The following is a 16,883-nucleotide window of genomic DNA, read 5'->3' as shown; positions in this document are numbered from 1 at the left end:
ATGTCAAAGCCGGGCAAAACTGTCGATCGGAAGAATTTCGATGCGCAGTGAATGCAGGCAGCTGTAGCGCTGCCTGCATGACAACGTCAGTTCTGTGGACGTTGCTTGGTAGCATCCAGCTCTGCTTTCTTGGCAGTGGAGATTTCAGTGATCTTGGCCGATTTCTCGATAGCCATATCAAAGGTCGCCGACATTTTATCGATTGCTGCGTCTGAATTGCCGGAGCTTACGGGTGGAGTCGAACTCATGTTGTTTCTCCTTGCTTCGAGTAGGGATCTATCTGCTGATTAACAACCGGCTCAAGAGCAGGTCAATGTGCCATTACACAACACGGTGCAGAGACACTAAGCTAATTGCCGCGCTGCCAATTAATAGTAATCAGCGAAACTTGTTCGATGCTGTGAAACGTTGTGAAATCAGATTTCACAACGAATTAATACCGTAAATCCAAGGTGATATCAAAGTGATATTTATTTCTGGTTTATTTCTGGTGATATTAATTTTTTATGTACCACGAGACGGGGCTCCAACGTTTACGGGGTGTTCGCCAGAGCCGTTATTATTTATCGACGCGTGTGAATTGTTGTGAAAAGAGATTAGCGATCCGCCACTTCACTTGTCGGAATGATAGTGTCGGCCCATAAGCCCTGTTCTTTTGATTTGAAAACGAGACGCCGTTCAAACTATTCACACGAATAAAGAGTTCGTCATTGAACACAGGGTTTCGTTCGCCTCGCGGCACTCAATTATTGAGTCGCCTGCTCCACGTCCAGCGGTTAACAACAGGAGTTATATGCTATGTCGACGTCCACGATCAGCCCGGCGCCTGGCCCTCTTCCGCCCCCCGCACCGGGCGCGAATGCCCGAACGCGATTCAATCAGGTGCTGCAGACCAGCAACCGCAATGGCGGCCAATACCGGCCAGCGGGCGCAGACGAAAAGGCACCTGCGCTGGGCAGTTACGCATCGATAGAAAAGCCCGGCACTGTGGCGGCTGACACAGTGCGCTACGTCACCCAGGAAGGCGATCATGTACTGGTAAGCAAATCCACCAGCCCGGAGCTCTATCGTCAGGTCGTCGAAGACCAACCCCGAGTGGCAGGTTTCAGGGCCAGTGTGGCTGCTGGCTACTCCCCAGCCAAGGCTGATGCTGCCGCGCCAGCGACGCTGAGCGGCTATGCCCGTATCGGAGCACCGGACGAAATGGGGCCGGGGCTGATTCGCTATGAAGCCGCCGATGGCAGCAAGGTCATCGTTTCGCAGCAACAGAACCCGGAACTCTTCAAACAGGTGGCATCGGATTTCAAATCGCTATCCGGCGTAGGCAGCAGTCAGCGCGAAGGCTACAGGGTGGCAGGCGCGGACGAAAAGCCGCCGGAAAACATTGCAGGCTTTGCAGTGGTCGGCCCGGTGGATGAAGTCGGGCCGGGCGTGATGCGTTATGTCGACCGTGACGGCAATAAAATTGTCGTGGCCAAGAGCGACAATCCTGAGCTGTACAGCGCGGCCAAAGACGCTTTCAATACCCTGACCGGGCTGAACACGAGCGAAGCGCAAGGTTATCGCAGGGCGGGTGACAACGAAGTATGGCCACCCGTATTCGGCACCACCGTCGGCCCGTTGAATGAGGTCGGCCCGGACACTATCCGTTACGAGCACAACGGAGAGAAGGTCGTGGTCACCCGTGACGACAATCCGAAGTTGTTCGATTATCTGGCAGCGCTGCAAACCATAGTGTCGGACCCGCAAAAAAGAGCTGCGATGGAAACAGCAGTCAACGAAGGGCAGATTCTTGCTGACCGCAACACCCCAATTCCCAGCTTGAACGACATTACACAGTTCACTTGGGTGTCTGGCCAGGAAGGAAGCCAGATCAGCTATCAGAATCAGAGCGGTGAGCGGATTGTCGTCACTGAAGCATTGACCCCTGAACTATTCGACAAAGTAACCACCCTCCATGACGCCTGGAACAAGATCAACAGCAGCCGGGAAGAAGGTTACACGTTGGCAGAGCCTCATGACTTTTTGAAGAATCAGGACATAACCATCGGTTCACCGGACGAATTAGGCGCGGGTCTGATTCGTTTCGAGAACGGCGATGGCAAGTTCATCGTCTCCAAGGATTCCAGCCCGCAGTTGTACGATGACGTGGTGGAAAAATGGAATGAGCTGGGCACCGGCAATATCGGTGAAACCCGCAGTCGGCATAACTTGCCGCCCGTGGCCGAGCTGGATCTGATGGGGCAGAAAACCGGCGTGAAAGCCGACAAGGATGACGAGAATTCCGAAGAGCTGAACGTCGGCGAACTGGCGACCAAGGAACTGCTCGACCAATACCGCGACGGTGTGAACAAAGGGGATATTGCCAAGGATGACCCTCGCGCAAAACTGGTCAGGGCAATCGAGGCGCAGGCTGCTTATGACAACGGTCGCGGCCTGACCGGTTATGAAGAGGCCAAAGGCGCTTTCGGCGGCACCTGGCGCGAATTCGACAGCAAACAGACCCAACTCAGTTCGGCCGACATGCACGACATCATTGATGGCGGCAAGCTGCAAGAACAACTGACCACACTGTTCTCTGATCCTACCGTGCAGCAGGACTACCAGAGCAAGATGACCGATGCACTGGGCAAAGTGCCCAGCAAGGACGAAATCAAGCAGAAGCTGCTCGACCTTACCGCCAATCCCGATTACGTACTTTACCTCAAGGACCTGAAAAAGCAGGGCCTTGGCCAAGAGGCGCAGAAAGACCTGAGCGACACCTTGTCCTCACTTGCACTGGTCGATCCAGAAGGCGCCAGCAAGGCGGCACAGTCTATTCAGGCCGACGGTTTGACCAGCGATCTCAACGATCTGGTCGCCGATCCGTCGAAGATCAGCGACGAGAATAACGCCCTCGCCACCAAGGACCTGTTCGGCCTGCTCAAGGCAGAGCTCAAGGGCTTTCTGGTCGATATGCCGCGCTTCCTGCAGCCCACCTTCGAAAAATTCCTTCAGGAAGGTGTCGTGGGCAACGCCAAGCCCGCAGACATCGCCAAAGCGCTCAAGGAGGTCGGTGATGCCTATCAGAAAAACGGCACGGTCAGCGAAGCAGACATCAAGACAGCCCTTTCCAAACCCTACATACCGGTCGCTGATCGCGGCAAACTGGGCGAAATCTTCAATACGCTCAATAGCAAAGGCGTCATGGGCTCCGTTGCGGCAGGCGTGTCGCTGTTCTCGGCGATTTATCAACTGGTCGGCAACGGCGGCAAGCTAGGCGAGACACCGATTCAGCGCCTGGGCATTGCCAAGGACTTTCTGAGCTTTGCCGGCGGTGCCAGCCATTTTGTACGTCTGGCTGATCAGGTTGGCGACCTGATGGGCAAAGGCGGCCTGGTGGACATGCTGGGGCTGGACAAGACGTTACCGGAGATCTGGGGCAAGGAAAGCTTTGGCAAGGCCAAGGAAGTCAGGGTCAGCGGCATTTCCGCAAGCAACCTGAGCGAGATCCGCACCGCACTGGATGCGACTGATGAATATCGGCTCAATTCGACGCTGGGCGACATGGCTGGCGGTGCAGAAGCGGAACGCCAGGCCATGGGCGGCATCACCCAGCGGCTGGATGACGCCGTGCAGGCTTCAGGGGCCAAACTGCCCTCTGGAACTGCCAATAAAATCGCGGGCTCGGTCGTCAAAGTGCTGGGGCCTGCAACGGATCTGGCTGGTGGTTTTGCCGATATCGTACTGGGTGCATTCACCATCAAGGACGGCGTGAAGTCAGGTGACAAGCTCGCTCAGGCCGCAGGCGGCCTGCAGATTGCCGGCGGTGCCTTCGGCGCGTCAGCCGGCGTACTGGGAACCGCGGCGCTGGTGGGTGCAGGCGGCGCGGCGGCCACCGCGCTGGCCGGGCCATTCTTCCTCGTCGGCGTTGTGATTGCTGTCGTTGGCGGGATCATTGGCTATTTCGTCGACCATAACAAAAAGCAGAAAGCATCCGAAAAGGAAAACGACTGGTATCGCGATCTGGCGGCAGACGGTTTGCTGCAGTCCGACTGGGGCGACAAGGTCGAATATGCACACTACTCGATCCACCACTATCGCGAACGCGAAGCGCCTGAAGACGACAGCCTGTTCCGCTTCCAGAGTGCCGAGTGGAAGCATTTCGACGAAACGCCGCAGGAAGGCGGCTCTTCCACCAACCGCCTTGATGACACGTTACACGTGGAATACGGCGAGCCACACAAATCGCCGGATCAACAGAAGCGTGACGAATTGAGAGAAGCACCGCGCTGGAGCGGCTCGAAGGTCTGAGCCATTCATGCATGTTCGACAAGCCGCCGTTCAGGCGGCTTTTCGGTTGATCAGGGAGCGCCAAACAGCATGGTCCAGTACACACCGTAATCGGCGTTGGTAGCCGTCGCATAGGCCGCGCCGACCTCGGTAAACATCGGGTTCATCAGGTTGGCGCAATGTCCCGGGCTGGCCAGCCAGCTGGCCATTGCCTTGCTGACGGTGCTCTGCCCTGCTGCGATGTTTTCACCGATCTGCCGTCCGCCGTAACCTGCCGCACGGGCGCGATCTGCCGGTGAGTCGTTATCAAAGCCGCGATGCGTGAAGTAATTCTCGCTGGCCATCGACTGGCTGTGCCCCTGTGCAGCCATTTCCAGGGTCGTGTTCCAGCTCAACGGTCTGGCCGAAGGAAACGGCTGCTTGCCACACATGCGCGGCTTGGCTCGCGCGGCATTGACCTGCGCCAGAAGTATGCGGCCAGCCGAGCGTGCATCTTCCAGGCTTTCGTCGATCAACGGTTTCGCCAATACCACACGCCAGTCGCCACGCTCGCGAGTGATACCGATGTCGGCGTATTGCGGGTCAAGCAAAGCGCCGCAATAGCGTTTTTCGAGCATGCCGAACGCCTCACCAGCGCTCTGCGCACCCGCAAGTCGTATGGTCCGGACGGTGACCGCCTGGTAACCGGATGCCTTGAGCGCATCACGTGAACTGCCAGCGAAATTGATCGGCAACGCTACGCTGGTGTTGAGCGTCAGCGCCCTGGAGATTTTTGTCATCCGTGCTTCGCAGCGCTGAGGTTGCCCCCGAAAATCGTTAATGGCCTGGACCAGTTGTCGCTCGTCACTGGCACTGGCATGGCTGGCGTACATGGGCAGCAGAGGCACGAGGTACACGCACATGCGCCAGAAATAACGGTGCGATTCAGGCATGAACACAGACTCGAAAAGGAAAAGGCACGCCATGAATTTCAAGGCCCGAATAGGACCCTGAAAAAGCCTCTTGGTTCATGCTGCATGTTCAGGTGCAGTGGTTATTCAAATGCCTGTTCCGGCAAAAAGCACCGCTGATCCGGGCCTCTCGCGATCACGTTGAATTTACCCGGACCATCACGATCTTCCTTACAGACCTCCTGTAACTGCCGAGAAAGGATTCTTTCACCATGGCCACTCCTCCCGAAACTCCGTCGCTGCGCCGGGCAATCACGGCACCGATGCTGACACTGTTCATCCTCGGTGACGTGCTGGGTGCTGGCGTCTATGCATTGGCAGGCACCATCGCCGGACGTGTCGGCGGAGCCATCTGGGCACCCCTGCTGATTGCCCTGTGCTTCGCCTTGCTGACCGCTGCATCCTACGCGGAACTGGTGACTAAATACCCTCGTGCGGGCGGTGCGGCGGTGTACGCCGAAAAAGCCTTTGGCAAGCCACTGCTGTCGTTTCTGGTCGGCTTTTCCATGGTGGCGGCAGGTGTCACCAGTGCTGCCGGGCTGGCGGTCGCGTTTGCCGGCGACTACTTCCAGGCGTTGGTAAGCTGGCCCGCACAGTGGGTATGTGTGGGCTTTCTGGTGATTGTCGCGCTGTTGAATGCGCGTGGCATCAAGGAGTCGTTGTCGGCCAATCTGGTAATGACCCTGATTGAGCTGAGCGGGCTGGCAATGGTGATTGCGGCCGCAGTCTGGTTTGTCAGTCAGGGCAATGGTGTGCCGCAACGTGTATTCGAACTGGACACTACCTCACCCGCCACCGCGATTCTTGCCGCATCGCTACTGGCATTTTATTCATTTGTGGGCTTTGAAACGTCTGCCAACCTGGCCGAAGAGATCAAGGATGTGCGCAGGGTTTATCCACGGGCGCTATTCGGTGCACTGCTCATTGCAGGCGTGGTTTACATGCTGGTCGGCGTGGGCGCGGCCATGGTGCTGCCCGTCGAACAGTTGAAAGCTTCGCAGGCCCCGCTGATGGATGTCGTCAGTGCTTCAGGGTTGGGGATACCTGCCCCATGGTTCGCGGTGATCGCGCTGATTGCAGTTGCCAATGGCGCACTGCTGACCATGATCATGGCCAGCAGACTGACCTTCGGGATGGCTCGTGAAGGACTGTTGCCCGCGGTGATGGGTTCGGTTCTGCCTCAACGGCGCACACCCGGCGTGGCCATTTTCGCAACCACAGTGGTTGCCATCGCGCTGTCCTTTACCAGCACCCTCACCACGCTCGCTGAAACCGTGGTGTTATTGCTGCTGTTCGTGTTTCTCAGCGTCAATATCGCGGTTCTGGTGCTCAAGCGTGACAAGGTCGAAGCCGGCCATTTTCAGGTTCACTGGGTCATTCCGGTATTGGCGATTCTTTCCTGCCTGCTTTTGCTGACCCAGCAAGGCCCTGAAACCTGGTTGCGTGCCGGCATGATGCTCGCTGTCGGAGCCGCGCTTTATGGACTGACCCGATTAGGCAGTTCAGTGCTGGTTTCACACCCGCGCTGAACGGCATTTGTGATGCATGCCACGCGCGTGAGTCAGGCTTTACTTCAGTGTGTAACGACGATGTCTGAAATCGGATTGCGCCACCGCTCTTCGATTCTTGCATCGTCTGCTCGATAGCCAAGAGCGATAACCAGCGGTATGACGGCACCACGTGGCAGCTGGAGAAGTTTGGCAACTTTCGCGCCTGAAAATCCTTCCATCGGGCACGTATCGATGCCCTTCGCGGCTGCGCCAAGCATGATGGTTTGAGCTGCGAAGATGGCATTGCGTGCCGCCCATTGCCGACCGCCGATATGGCCGATGGGGAGTAGCGAGAGGGTCGGTCGGATCAGCGCTGCAAGCGCAACAATCGGCGACCACAAGACAGAAGATCCCACTCCGAGAACCTTCTGAAACATACCTATCTGTTTGCGGTAGTAGGCCTTCGAATCTGTTCCCAACACAGACGAACCTTCAACGTGGTCAAGTTGTGCGTTGGCTGTACGCAGCCCCAGCGCAGGACTCGCCACGATCACGATGAGCTCGGCCGCTGATGCTGCAGCTTTCTGGCCGTTGCAAGCGACCGCCAAATTCGCTTTGAGCCCAGGATCGCGGACCCAGTGCAGTTGATAAGGCTGCATGTTCCCGCTGGAGGGGGCATAGGCTGCTTCTGCAAGCAGCAACTGAATGTCGCCAGGGACAATGGGGTTCGAGTTGAATTTGCGTATGGCCCGGCGAAAGCGATTGGCTGCCTGAAAGCCATCCCAGGGAAGTAAATATTCCTGTGTGTTCATGGTCATGAGTTCTCGATTCGTGATCAACGTTGTGTTGTCACAATTCAAATCGTAAGTTAAAGCTTATATTTTAAAAACTCATGTTCTGGAGCTGCCCGTGAGTAAAAGCCGAACACCCGTCAACCCCAGGAAAATCCCGGCTCAGGCGCGTTCTCGCGCGACAGTTGACGCAATTATTCAAGCGGCGACTTACATTTTGACCAAGGTCGGCTGGGAGGGACTGACGACCAACGCGATTGCTGAACGCGCAGGCGTGAACATCGGCTCGCTGTACCAGTTTTTCCCGAACAAAGAAGCAGTCATCGCTGAATTACAGAGACGGCACGCCGCCGACACGCGCACAGATCTGCTCAACGCGTTACAGGTTCTGCCTGATCAGCCGTCGCTTCGAGAGGCACTGACCATGATCATCGAGATGATTGTCGCTGAGCATCGTGTTGCGCCGGCCCTGCACAAGGCTATTCATGAGGAATTGCCACGTACGATCCGGCAGCTGGAGGACGATAAGGATGCTCTACAACACCAGTTTGCTCAGGTGCTAAGGCCATTTATGAAGAATGTTCCTGATCCGGATCTCTCGATCTATCTGATGGGTATCGCTGTACACGCAATTATCCACACTGTCACAGCTGATCGGCCGAAGCTCCTCGCACAACCAGGATTCGTTCAAGAGGTAGTGACTTTGCTTGAAAACTATCTTTTCAGGCCTGATTGCAAGGAAGTGGGCCGCGCCAACTGATAGATGATGGCAGGAATGAATACCAGCTTTCGACGCATAGCCAGCATTTTTCAGCGCCTGCCCGGCTAAAGCAAAGGTGCGGCAATAGAGAGCTGTCTGAGCAGGATGAGCGTTACACGTGGCCAGATCACCGACAGCGACATGCAGACGACACACGCCATCGCACACTGATGCACGTCAGAAAGATCACTCAGAGAGCCGCCGCCATGAAACCGCTTTTCCTTCCCGCGCTGACCGTTGTTGCCTTGCCTGCCCTGTCGTTGCAGTTCGCCCATGCCGAGCCGGGTGATTTCAGCCTGGGCCTGGGCGCTGCAATCAGCAAAAGCCCTTATGCCGGTGTCGGTACACAGGTCAATCCGATCCCGTTGATCAACTATGAAGGCGAGCGCTTTTACGTGAAAGGTGTAACCGCGGGTTACCACCTGATCAACACCGGATCGTTCTCCCTGGATGCCATTCTCGCCTTGCAGATGGACGGCATTGACCGTGACGACTTTGGTCGCCGCGAACTGGCCAGAAACGGCATCAACAGCGATCTGCTGGAAGACCGCGACAATGGTATCGACGCAGGGCTGGTAGCCAAACTGCGTGGCACTGCAGGGCAGCTTGAAGCGGTCGCCAGAAACGACATCAGCGGTGCGAGCGACGGCTACTCGATGAACCTCGAATATGCGTACCCCTTCAACTGGGGCCAAACGCGCTTCAAACCCAACATCGGTGTTACCCATATGTCCGGCAACCTGGTGGATTACTATTACGGCACGCTGAAAGAAGAAGAGCAACGCGGGATTGCCCGATACCGTCCTGGCAGCGCTACGGTTTCCTATGTCGGTCTGGGTTTTTCCCAACCCTTGGGCAAACAGTGGGAAGTCTCGGGTAACCTGCGCTACAGCGCCCTGCCGGATGAACTGAGCGACAGCCCGCTGGTAGAGCATGATACCGACAGCTCTACCTCGATGTTCATCGGTATTTCGAGAAAGTTCTGATGCCGAAAACTGTCTGTGCAGCGCCTGGAGTTGACTCACTGTGAGCCCATTATGATCGAACGGTCACTGAGTGTATTAATCGTCGAAGACAACCTGGCGCTGGCCGCCAACATGTTCGACTACCTGGAAGCATGCGGACACACTCTGGATGCCGCACCCGACGGCAAGTCCGCGATGCGCCTGATTACCGAAAACCATTACGACGTCATTGTGCTGGACTGGATGATGCCGCGTATGGACGGCATCAGTCTCCTGCGTCATCTGCGCACTGAACTGCGCAATCCGGTGCCGGTGATGTTGCTGACCGCCAAGGATCAACTGGACGACAAGCTGCAAGGCTTTGAATCGGGCGCGGACGATTACATCGTCAAACCACTGGCTCTGCCTGAACTGGAAATTCGTTTGCGGGTGCTGGCCGCACGCAGCCACAAGCGCTCGGATGTACGGCAGGTGCTGGAAGTCGCCGATCTGTGCTTCGACCTGAGCACCCAAACCATCATGCGTGGCGGCGTCCCGTTACCCTTCTCGCCGATAAGACGAACCCTGCTGGAAGTTCTGATGCGCAACTCTCCAAACGTCGTGACGCGCGCACAGTTGGAGTCGCTCATCTGGGGCGACAGCGTGCCCGACGGCGACCTGCTGCGCTCGCACATGCATTTACTCAGAAAGACCATCGATGGCGACCGGGTCAACCGGCAAAAGCTACTCCACACGGTGCCGGGCGTCGGTTTTCGCCTGTGCGTGTGCCCATGATCAATCTTCCCGGTCGTCGAGGCAGCCTGCATCGCCTGATCAGTGCAATTCTGCTCGGCTTCGGGCTGTTGATGACCATCGGCCTGACCACTCAGGCGTTCATGAGCCAGGAACTCGTCGATCACCCGATCTGGAAAGAGCTGCTTGAAACTGCGACAAACAATGCTCTCGAAAACTCGCTGCAGCCAGCGCCACAGAAAGCCGGAAGGATTCAGGTCTGGAGACTGTCGGGCGAAACGCCCGCGCCCGGCATGCCGCCCTTACTGGCTTCACTCGCCCCAGGCTTCTACAACGAGGGCGATATGGATCGAAGGGCTTCGAGTTTCACCGATCCCGACTATGCCGTGCTGGTGACGTCGCTGGGCAATGAACGCTTGGTAGCAGCAATCGACATCAGTGATCTGGAGCAGGAGCAGAACCTCATCGCGCTGATCGGTGGCATTTTTCTGATCATGAACCTGATACTGATCATTGCCGTAATCGCCTGGCTATACGTGCGCCTGCACCGCCCGGTTCAGGCGCTTGCGCTAGGCATGAAGCAACTCGATCCGGAAAGCCTTTCGCAACGCCTGCCAGTGCAATACGACCAGGAAGAACTCAAAGACATTGCCTGCGGTATAAACGCACATCTGGAACGGGTCGAGCAATTCATGGCCCGGGAACGCGCCCTTCTCGATCAGGCCAGTCATGAGTTTCGTACGCCGATCGCGGTGATCAGCGGCGCGCTGGATGTGCTGGCCAGGCAAGCGCTACCCGCGTGTGCAGCGCCACCGATTCAACGCATGCGGGCAACCGTGGATAACCTGACCGAGATCATGGTCGCGCTGCTGTATTTGTCGCGCGAGCCCATGTCCTCAGCGCCGGACGACCCCGTCGAGCTGGACCGCCTGTTGCCAGGCCTGGTCAAGGACCACCAACACCTTCTGGACGGCAAACCCGTGCAGTTTTCGGTGCACATCCACCAGACGCTTTGCCTGCAAGTGCCCGAGGCGATGTTACGCATTGCCATCGGCAACCTGTTGCGTAACGCTGCCGAAAACACCTATGACGGAACAATCACCGTGCGCCTCAAGGACGGTGTATTGAGCGTGACCGACTCGGGCGAAGGCTTCGACACTGCGCAGGCGTCCCTCCATTACCTGTCTCTGCTGAGAAACTCGACCAGAGCGGGCACCGGGAAAGGCCTGGGGCTTTTTCTGGTGCGGCGCATCTGCGAACGATTTCGGTGGACGCTGACCCTGGAGTCGATGCCGACGCTAGGCACCAGAGCGGAGCTGGATTTCCGGACTCGGCTAGTGCAGTACCGGTAAATTCGACAGCAAGCCTCTATAACTTCAGCGTCATGAATGGCATGAGAAACATCATGAGATTAACGGTGCGACACTATTAATAAGCACGCTAAGTTAAATTTTTTTCACAGGCCAAAAAACAGCCTTACCGTCATAAAAAAAATATACATTATTCACGTGGCCAATAACCTGCTATTCAGCAACTTTAATGCAGTTATTTATAGCCACCCCATCATTAAGCCACGCAGAGAAAACATCATGAACCGAGTAACAGCAAAGTCCGCATTGAAAGCTCTCGTTGTGACAACCATTGCAATCATCGGCCTGCAGGGCACGGCATTTGCCGCCACCGGTATACAAACCGCACCAGCTGTCGATGGCAAACATGCGCTCGTGCAAGAGGCCGGCAAGACTGAAGCCACCCGCACCACATCTGCACCACTGCAAGTAGCGACAAGGCTGAAAAACGGCTTCAGTATCAACAACGCCTGTGACGATACCGGCCTCCCTTGCCCTCCTCGCGGCTAAAAGCACCGGTTAAAAACAGCCGCAAAGTAGTCACTTTGCGGCTGCACTGTTATAGAACAATAGCGTTGTTACCTGTCCACTCTGCAAGTGATCAGCCCCCTGAACTCAGCCGCTACTTGCATCTCCATCCATGTCGCTCATGCCCTCGCGACTAAACAGCAATGCCATAACAGCGGCCAACAGGTTCAGCGACGTTTCAGTCGGTCGATGATCACCGCCAGCAACAGAATCGTGCCGCGAATCACGTATTGGTAGAACGTATCGATATTCTTCAGGTTCATCGCATTCTCGATGATCGCCAGAATAAGCACACCAGCGATTACATGGCGGATCATGCCGATGCCGCCGCTCAGCGAAACACCGCCCAGTACGCAAGCCGAGATAATGGTCAGCTCGAAGCCCTGACCGATCATTGGCTGCCCGGAGGTCATACGCGAAGCCAGCACCACGCCAGCCAGTGCCCCGACAAGCCCGTGAACCGCGAAGATGATGATCTTGGTGCGATCGACATGCACACCCGCCAGCAATGCAGCTTCCTGGTTGCCACCGATGGCCATGGTGTTGCGCCCGTAGGTGGTGTAGTTGAGCAACCAGCCGAAGAATATGAAACAGGCGATGGTGATCAGGATCGGCACCGGCACGCCATATATCTGGCCATTGCCGAAGATGAAGAAATCCTCGTTGGAGACGCCGACGGCCTTGCCGTTGGAGAAGATATACGCAAGGCCGCGCACGATCTGCATGGTCGCCAGGGTCGTGATCAGGGCATTGATGCGCAGCTTGGCAATCACGATGCCATTGATGAGACCAACCACCAGCCCCAGCGCCAGCGCGGCAGAAACACCGAGAAACACGCTGTCGGTGTCGCGGATAACAATCCCGGCGATGACCCCGGAACAGGCCAGCACCGAACCGACCGAAAGGTCGAAGTGCCCGGACGCCAGACAAAAGAGCATGGTGCAGGCAGCAATGCCCACGGTGGAAATCGCAAGGCCTAGCCCCCGCATGTTCAGCGGTGACATGAAGTTGTCGATGAACACGGCGCACAGCAGGAAGATTCCCACGGCAGCCAGGAGCATCACCCAGTCATCGGCAAAACGACGCAGGTTCATGCCCTGACGGGGAGCCTGCAGGCTGGATTCGGTAGACATATGCACCTCTTTATTATTGTTCATGGTCAGGGGACCGGTTATCAGCTGCGCGTGCGAGGCAGAGCCAATTGCAGGAGTCGCGATTCATCAGCCTCATCGCGGTTGAGTTCACCAGTGATCGCGCCTTCGCTCATCACCAGAATGCGGTCGGAAATACCCATGACTTCCATCAGGTCACTGGACACCACAATGACCGCAATCCCGTCGGCGGCCAGGTTGTGAATGATCTCGTAGATCTCGGACTTGGCACCGACGTCAATCCCGCGGGTGGGCTCGTCCAGCAACAGGACCTTCATCGGCATCGACAGCCAGCGACCGAGAATCGCCTTCTGCTGATTGCCGCCGGAGAGGAACATGATCTGTTGCTCAGGCGATGGTGTCTTGACGTTCATCGACTTGATCTGGCTGCGTGCGTTGTCGCGCTCCCAGCGGCCCTGAATCAGGCAGCCGAGATTCACATGCCGGGGCCGTGCACCGATGTTGATGTTCTCCGCGACGCTGGACAGCGGCACGATACCTTCCTTCTTGCGGTCCTCCGGGCAGAGCAGAATGCCTGCTTCGATCGAATCGCGTGGGGACTTGAGCGTCAATGGCTTGCCGTCCAACTGCAACGTGCCTGCCGTGCTGCGCGTCAACCCCGACAGCAGACGGAACAGCTCGGTACGCCCGGCGCCCACCAGCCCGAAGAAACCCAGCACTTCACCTTTCTCTACGGCAAAACTCACGGGTTCGTGCAGCCCCGGCCCCAGTAACCCGGTCACTCGCAGGCTAGGCCCTTGATGCTGGCGCGGACGATAATTGTAGATGTTCTGAATATCCCGGCCGACCATGCAGGTCACCAGCCGGTCATGATCCAGATCAGCCATCTGCTCAAAGGTTTTTACAAAACGACCGTCCTTGAACACTGTTACGGCATCACAGACACGGAAGATTTCTTCCATGCGATGAGACACGTAGAGAATCACCCGCCCCTCGTCGCGCAGCCGCACGATAATCGCCATCAACCGGTCAATTTCACGTGCCGACAGGCTGCTGGTGGGTTCGTCAAAGGCGATGACGTGCGCATTGCGTGACATGGCCTTGGCGATCTCCACCAATTGCCGCTGGCCCAGTGAAAGATCACCCAGGCGAGTGCGCGGGTCGATTTCGTCAGCCAGGCCTTTGAGCAGCTCACCTGCCCGACGGTACATCGCGCCACGATTGATCAAACCGAAACGATTGGGCATGTGCCCAAGCAGCAGGTTCTCGGCGACGGTCATTTCCGGCACCAGATGCAATTCCTGGTGAATCACCGCCACACCCGCCGCAATACTCTCGGCGGTGGATTTGAACTGGTAGCTCTGCTCACCGATCTGCAAGGTGCCGCTATTGGGCTGATAAGAGCCGCCGAGGATTTTCAGCAGCGTGGATTTACCGGCACCGTTCTCGCCCATCAAGGCGTGAACACTGCCGGGGCGCGCTTCGAAGCTGATGTCCGAAAGCGCCTTTACGCCGGGGAAGACCTTGCCGATGCCATTGAAGCGCAAGGCACCGTTTATGGATGTTTGCTCGATAGCCTGTTGCATGAAACCAACCTCCTCGCACGTGTGAGGGGCCTGAAAATCAGGCCCCCCAGTCAACTCACTTCCACAGACCGATCTTGGTCAATACTTCCTGGAAGTTGGCGCGGGTGATCAGTGTCACATCGTCCATAGCGGTATATTTAGGCGGTTCAACGCCCTCGGTGACCCACTTATACATATACAGCGCGGTGTTGTAGCCTTCCTTGTCCGGGCTTGGCAGCATGGAGCCAAAGAAGCCACTCTCTTTTTTCTTCAGCTCATCAATGGCATCGGTGCCGTTGATGCCGATCCCGATAACGTTTTTCGCGCTGAAACCATTGCTCGCCGTCGCGCGTACGCCCCCCAGAACAGTGTTGTCGTTCATGCCGCCGATGATCAGGTTTTTCGCATCGCCAGGCAGTTTTGGCAGCGCCGAGTTGGTGGCGTCCATGCTGCCTGGTACATCAAGAGTTTTCTGCGCGGTGAACAGGATGTGATCTTTCGGCAAACCGGCCTCCTCTAGCGCCTTCACCGAACCGTCAGTGCGTTTCTTACCGGTGTCGAGCTCGTTGTAAGTGTTGATGATCGCGTAGGTGCCTTTCCACCCGCCCTCATCCCACTTGCGGTTCTTCGCTTCGGTGGCCATCGCGGCACCTTGCTTCTGGCCCACTTCAAAGGCTGCCATGCCCAGATACGGCACGTCCTCCATAAATTTGCCGTTGGCGTCGACAAAACGATCGTCCACGGCCATGACTTTCAAACCGAGCGCCTTGGCCTTGGCCACGATTGCAGGGCCCAGAGAAACATCAGGCGGGCAGATCACAAAGCCCTTGGCACCGTTGGCGGCCAGGCTGTCGATAGCGGAAAGGGTCTTTTCACCATCTGGCACGGCAATCTTGAGCACGGTAAAACCATGCTCCTTGCCTGCCTTTTCAGCAAACGCCCATTCGGTCTGGAACCATGGCTCTTCAGCCTGTTTGACCAGAAAGCCGATTTTGACTTCATCAGCAGCGGAGGTGATGCCACTCATGCCCAGAATGGCGGTGGTGACGGCGGCACAGCACAGGGAACGAATCCCGTGACGACTCAACATAGCTAACTCCTTATTTTTATTGAATAGCTACAGCGTTCAGCGAGGTGGCGGTTGCAAACGCGGAGGCGTCCGAGAACCGATTAAATAGTCATACCATACAATGAATGACCGCTATGTAACCGAATGTCACTCCTGCATTTCCCACCGCGACGCCGCCGCAGAAAAGGCGACGGCGCGGCATTTTTTTTCAACCGCTGAAGCGCTGACACAGCGTTCCTTTGACGCCGACATGCGCCATCAGTACCGCGCCATCGAGCCGTCCATGAGCATCGGCAGGCGCTGCACTGGTGACATACAGTGTCTCCAGGTCAGGACCTCCGAACACACAACTGGTGGGATGGCTGACGGGCAGCTCGATGACCCGGTCGACACTGCCGTCGGGGGCAAAGCGGATCAGGCAACTGCCTCCCCAGCGCGCGTTCCATACATAACCTTCGGCATCCATTGCCGAGCCGTCGGGCGAACCCTGGCCCTGCTCGGCCGCCCATACCTGACGTGGTCCCAGCGAGCCATCTTCCTGCACAGGGTATTGGTAGATCACTTCGTCGAGGGTATCGGCGCTGTACAGCACGCTGCCGTCGGTATTCCACAGCAGGGTATTGACGATGCCCTGCCCGTCCAGCAAACGCGTCACGCGGGCGTCGGGTTCAACCCGGAACAGCCCGCCCGAACGACGGACCAAAGGTACGTCTTCGCCTTCGGCATCGATATTGTTTTGCATGCTGCCCAGCCACAGGCGGCCACGCGCGTCACAACGGGCCTCATTGGCGCGATTGCCAGGGGTCGGGTCTGCGACGCAAAACAACGCCAGTGAAGTTTTTTCGGATGTGAGGTCCAGGCGATACACGCCGCTGGCCAGAGTCACCAGTGCGTCGCCCTGCCCGGTCGGTATAAACGCAGACACCGGCTCGGGCATGCGCCATTGGCGATACTCCCCGGCAACCAGCCGACAAGCCAGAAAACCGGCAATGTCGACCCAGTACAAGGCCTGCTCTGCGGCATCCCAGAACGAGCCCTCGGCCAGCTTGAAACGGTGCTCGGAAACGGGCAGCCAGTTCATGGAAAATGTCCTTTGTTATTGTTGTAAAGGCACTTTTTGGATGTTTGCGTCGCAGTCTTGTCCAACCTGCGTGCTCAGTCGACCTGTTTCGCAGGCATCCAGCGGATCGACCGGCTTCAGTGAAGCTGGCACTACTAAATAGTATTACAATTTATTTTTCAAGTGGCATTTTATAGGCTATAAATCCATGCATCGGCTTTAATCCGATCAAATAGTCTT

At 56.9% G+C, this 16,883-nt stretch carries 14 protein-coding genes; 7 read left to right on the top strand and 7 right to left on the bottom strand.

The window, feature by feature from the left end; all coding sequences use genetic code 11:
- Positions 1 to 86: 86 nt before the first annotated feature.
- Positions 87 to 248, bottom strand: coding sequence for a hypothetical protein (locus RYB66_RS06095; protein ID WP_004660836.1), 162 nt, complete (start codon positions 246 to 248; stop codon positions 87 to 89).
- A gap of 550 nt (positions 249 to 798) precedes the next feature.
- On the opposite strand from RYB66_RS06095, the gene RYB66_RS06090 reads away from it, so the two are divergent.
- Positions 799 to 4,293, top strand: coding sequence for a hypothetical protein (locus tag RYB66_RS06090; protein WP_316894053.1), 3,495 nt, complete (start codon positions 799 to 801; stop codon positions 4,291 to 4,293).
- Positions 4,294 to 4,343: 50 nt separating this feature from the next.
- Here the strand turns inward: RYB66_RS06090 and RYB66_RS06085 are convergent, their stop codons facing one another.
- The gene (locus RYB66_RS06085; protein WP_394342688.1) at positions 4,344 to 5,204 is read right to left on the bottom strand and encodes a CAP domain-containing protein; all 861 of its coding nucleotides are present in this window, start codon (positions 5,202 to 5,204) and stop codon (positions 4,344 to 4,346) included.
- Positions 5,205 to 5,434: 230 nt separating this feature from the next.
- Between RYB66_RS06085 and RYB66_RS06080 the strand changes: the two genes are divergently transcribed.
- Complete coding sequence (locus tag RYB66_RS06080; RefSeq protein WP_117139937.1) at positions 5,435 to 6,751, top strand: APC family permease; 1,317 nt, start codon at positions 5,435 to 5,437, stop codon at positions 6,749 to 6,751.
- A gap of 44 nt (positions 6,752 to 6,795) precedes the next feature.
- Here the strand turns inward: RYB66_RS06080 and RYB66_RS06075 are convergent, their stop codons facing one another.
- Positions 6,796 to 7,530, bottom strand: a complete 735-nt coding sequence (locus RYB66_RS06075; RefSeq protein WP_005744110.1) for a nitroreductase family protein — start codon at positions 7,528 to 7,530, stop codon at positions 6,796 to 6,798.
- Between the two features lie 91 nt (positions 7,531 to 7,621).
- On the opposite strand from RYB66_RS06075, the gene RYB66_RS06070 reads away from it, so the two are divergent.
- From RYB66_RS06070 to RYB66_RS06050, 5 genes are all read left to right on the top strand, one after another.
- Complete coding sequence (locus tag RYB66_RS06070) at positions 7,622 to 8,263, top strand: TetR/AcrR family transcriptional regulator (protein WP_005744111.1); 642 nt, start codon at positions 7,622 to 7,624, stop codon at positions 8,261 to 8,263.
- A 206-nt stretch (positions 8,264 to 8,469) separates the two neighbouring features.
- Entirely contained in the window at positions 8,470 to 9,249 is a 780-nt protein-coding gene (locus RYB66_RS06065) for a MipA/OmpV family protein (RefSeq protein ID WP_005777678.1), read from the top strand.
- Between the two features lie 51 nt (positions 9,250 to 9,300).
- Complete coding sequence (locus RYB66_RS06060; protein ID WP_005744114.1) at positions 9,301 to 10,002, top strand: response regulator transcription factor; 702 nt, start codon at positions 9,301 to 9,303, stop codon at positions 10,000 to 10,002.
- Positions 9,999 to 11,312 carry a sensor histidine kinase gene (locus RYB66_RS06055; protein WP_005777679.1) on the top strand — a complete coding sequence of 438 codons (1,314 nt, stop codon included), beginning with the start codon at positions 9,999 to 10,001 and terminating at the stop codon, positions 11,310 to 11,312. The genes RYB66_RS06060 and RYB66_RS06055 overlap by 4 nt, the downstream gene beginning before the upstream one ends.
- A gap of 264 nt (positions 11,313 to 11,576) precedes the next feature.
- The gene (locus tag RYB66_RS06050; protein ID WP_316894145.1) at positions 11,577 to 11,819 is read left to right on the top strand and encodes a hypothetical protein; all 243 of its coding nucleotides are present in this window, start codon (positions 11,577 to 11,579) and stop codon (positions 11,817 to 11,819) included.
- Positions 11,820 to 12,004: 185 nt separating this feature from the next.
- Here RYB66_RS06050 and araH read toward each other — a convergent pair whose 3' ends face one another.
- The 4 genes from araH to RYB66_RS06030 form a co-directional block, all read right to left on the bottom strand.
- Positions 12,005 to 12,970 (bottom strand): L-arabinose ABC transporter permease AraH, encoded by a 966-nt coding sequence (gene araH, locus RYB66_RS06045; protein WP_004664988.1) that lies wholly within the window; start codon positions 12,968 to 12,970, stop codon positions 12,005 to 12,007.
- A 41-nt stretch (positions 12,971 to 13,011) separates the two neighbouring features.
- The gene (gene araG / locus RYB66_RS06040) at positions 13,012 to 14,535 is read right to left on the bottom strand and encodes an L-arabinose ABC transporter ATP-binding protein AraG (RefSeq protein WP_005757844.1); all 1,524 of its coding nucleotides are present in this window, start codon (positions 14,533 to 14,535) and stop codon (positions 13,012 to 13,014) included.
- Between the two features lie 55 nt (positions 14,536 to 14,590).
- Positions 14,591 to 15,604 carry a substrate-binding domain-containing protein gene (locus RYB66_RS06035; protein WP_004664986.1) on the bottom strand — a complete coding sequence of 338 codons (1,014 nt, stop codon included), beginning with the start codon at positions 15,602 to 15,604 and terminating at the stop codon, positions 14,591 to 14,593.
- 187 nt (positions 15,605 to 15,791) lie between these two features.
- Positions 15,792 to 16,664, bottom strand: a complete 873-nt coding sequence (locus tag RYB66_RS06030) for an SMP-30/gluconolactonase/LRE family protein (protein ID WP_057404012.1) — start codon at positions 16,662 to 16,664, stop codon at positions 15,792 to 15,794.
- Positions 16,665 to 16,883: the final 219 nt, after the last annotated feature.

This window comes from Pseudomonas syringae group sp. 243L2 (genome assembly GCF_032587875.1).
Taxonomy (GTDB): Bacteria; Pseudomonadota; Gammaproteobacteria; order Pseudomonadales; family Pseudomonadaceae; genus Aquipseudomonas; species Aquipseudomonas amygdali.
The sequence above is the reverse complement of the archived record's forward strand: the minus strand, read 5'-3'. Positions and strand labels throughout refer to the sequence as shown.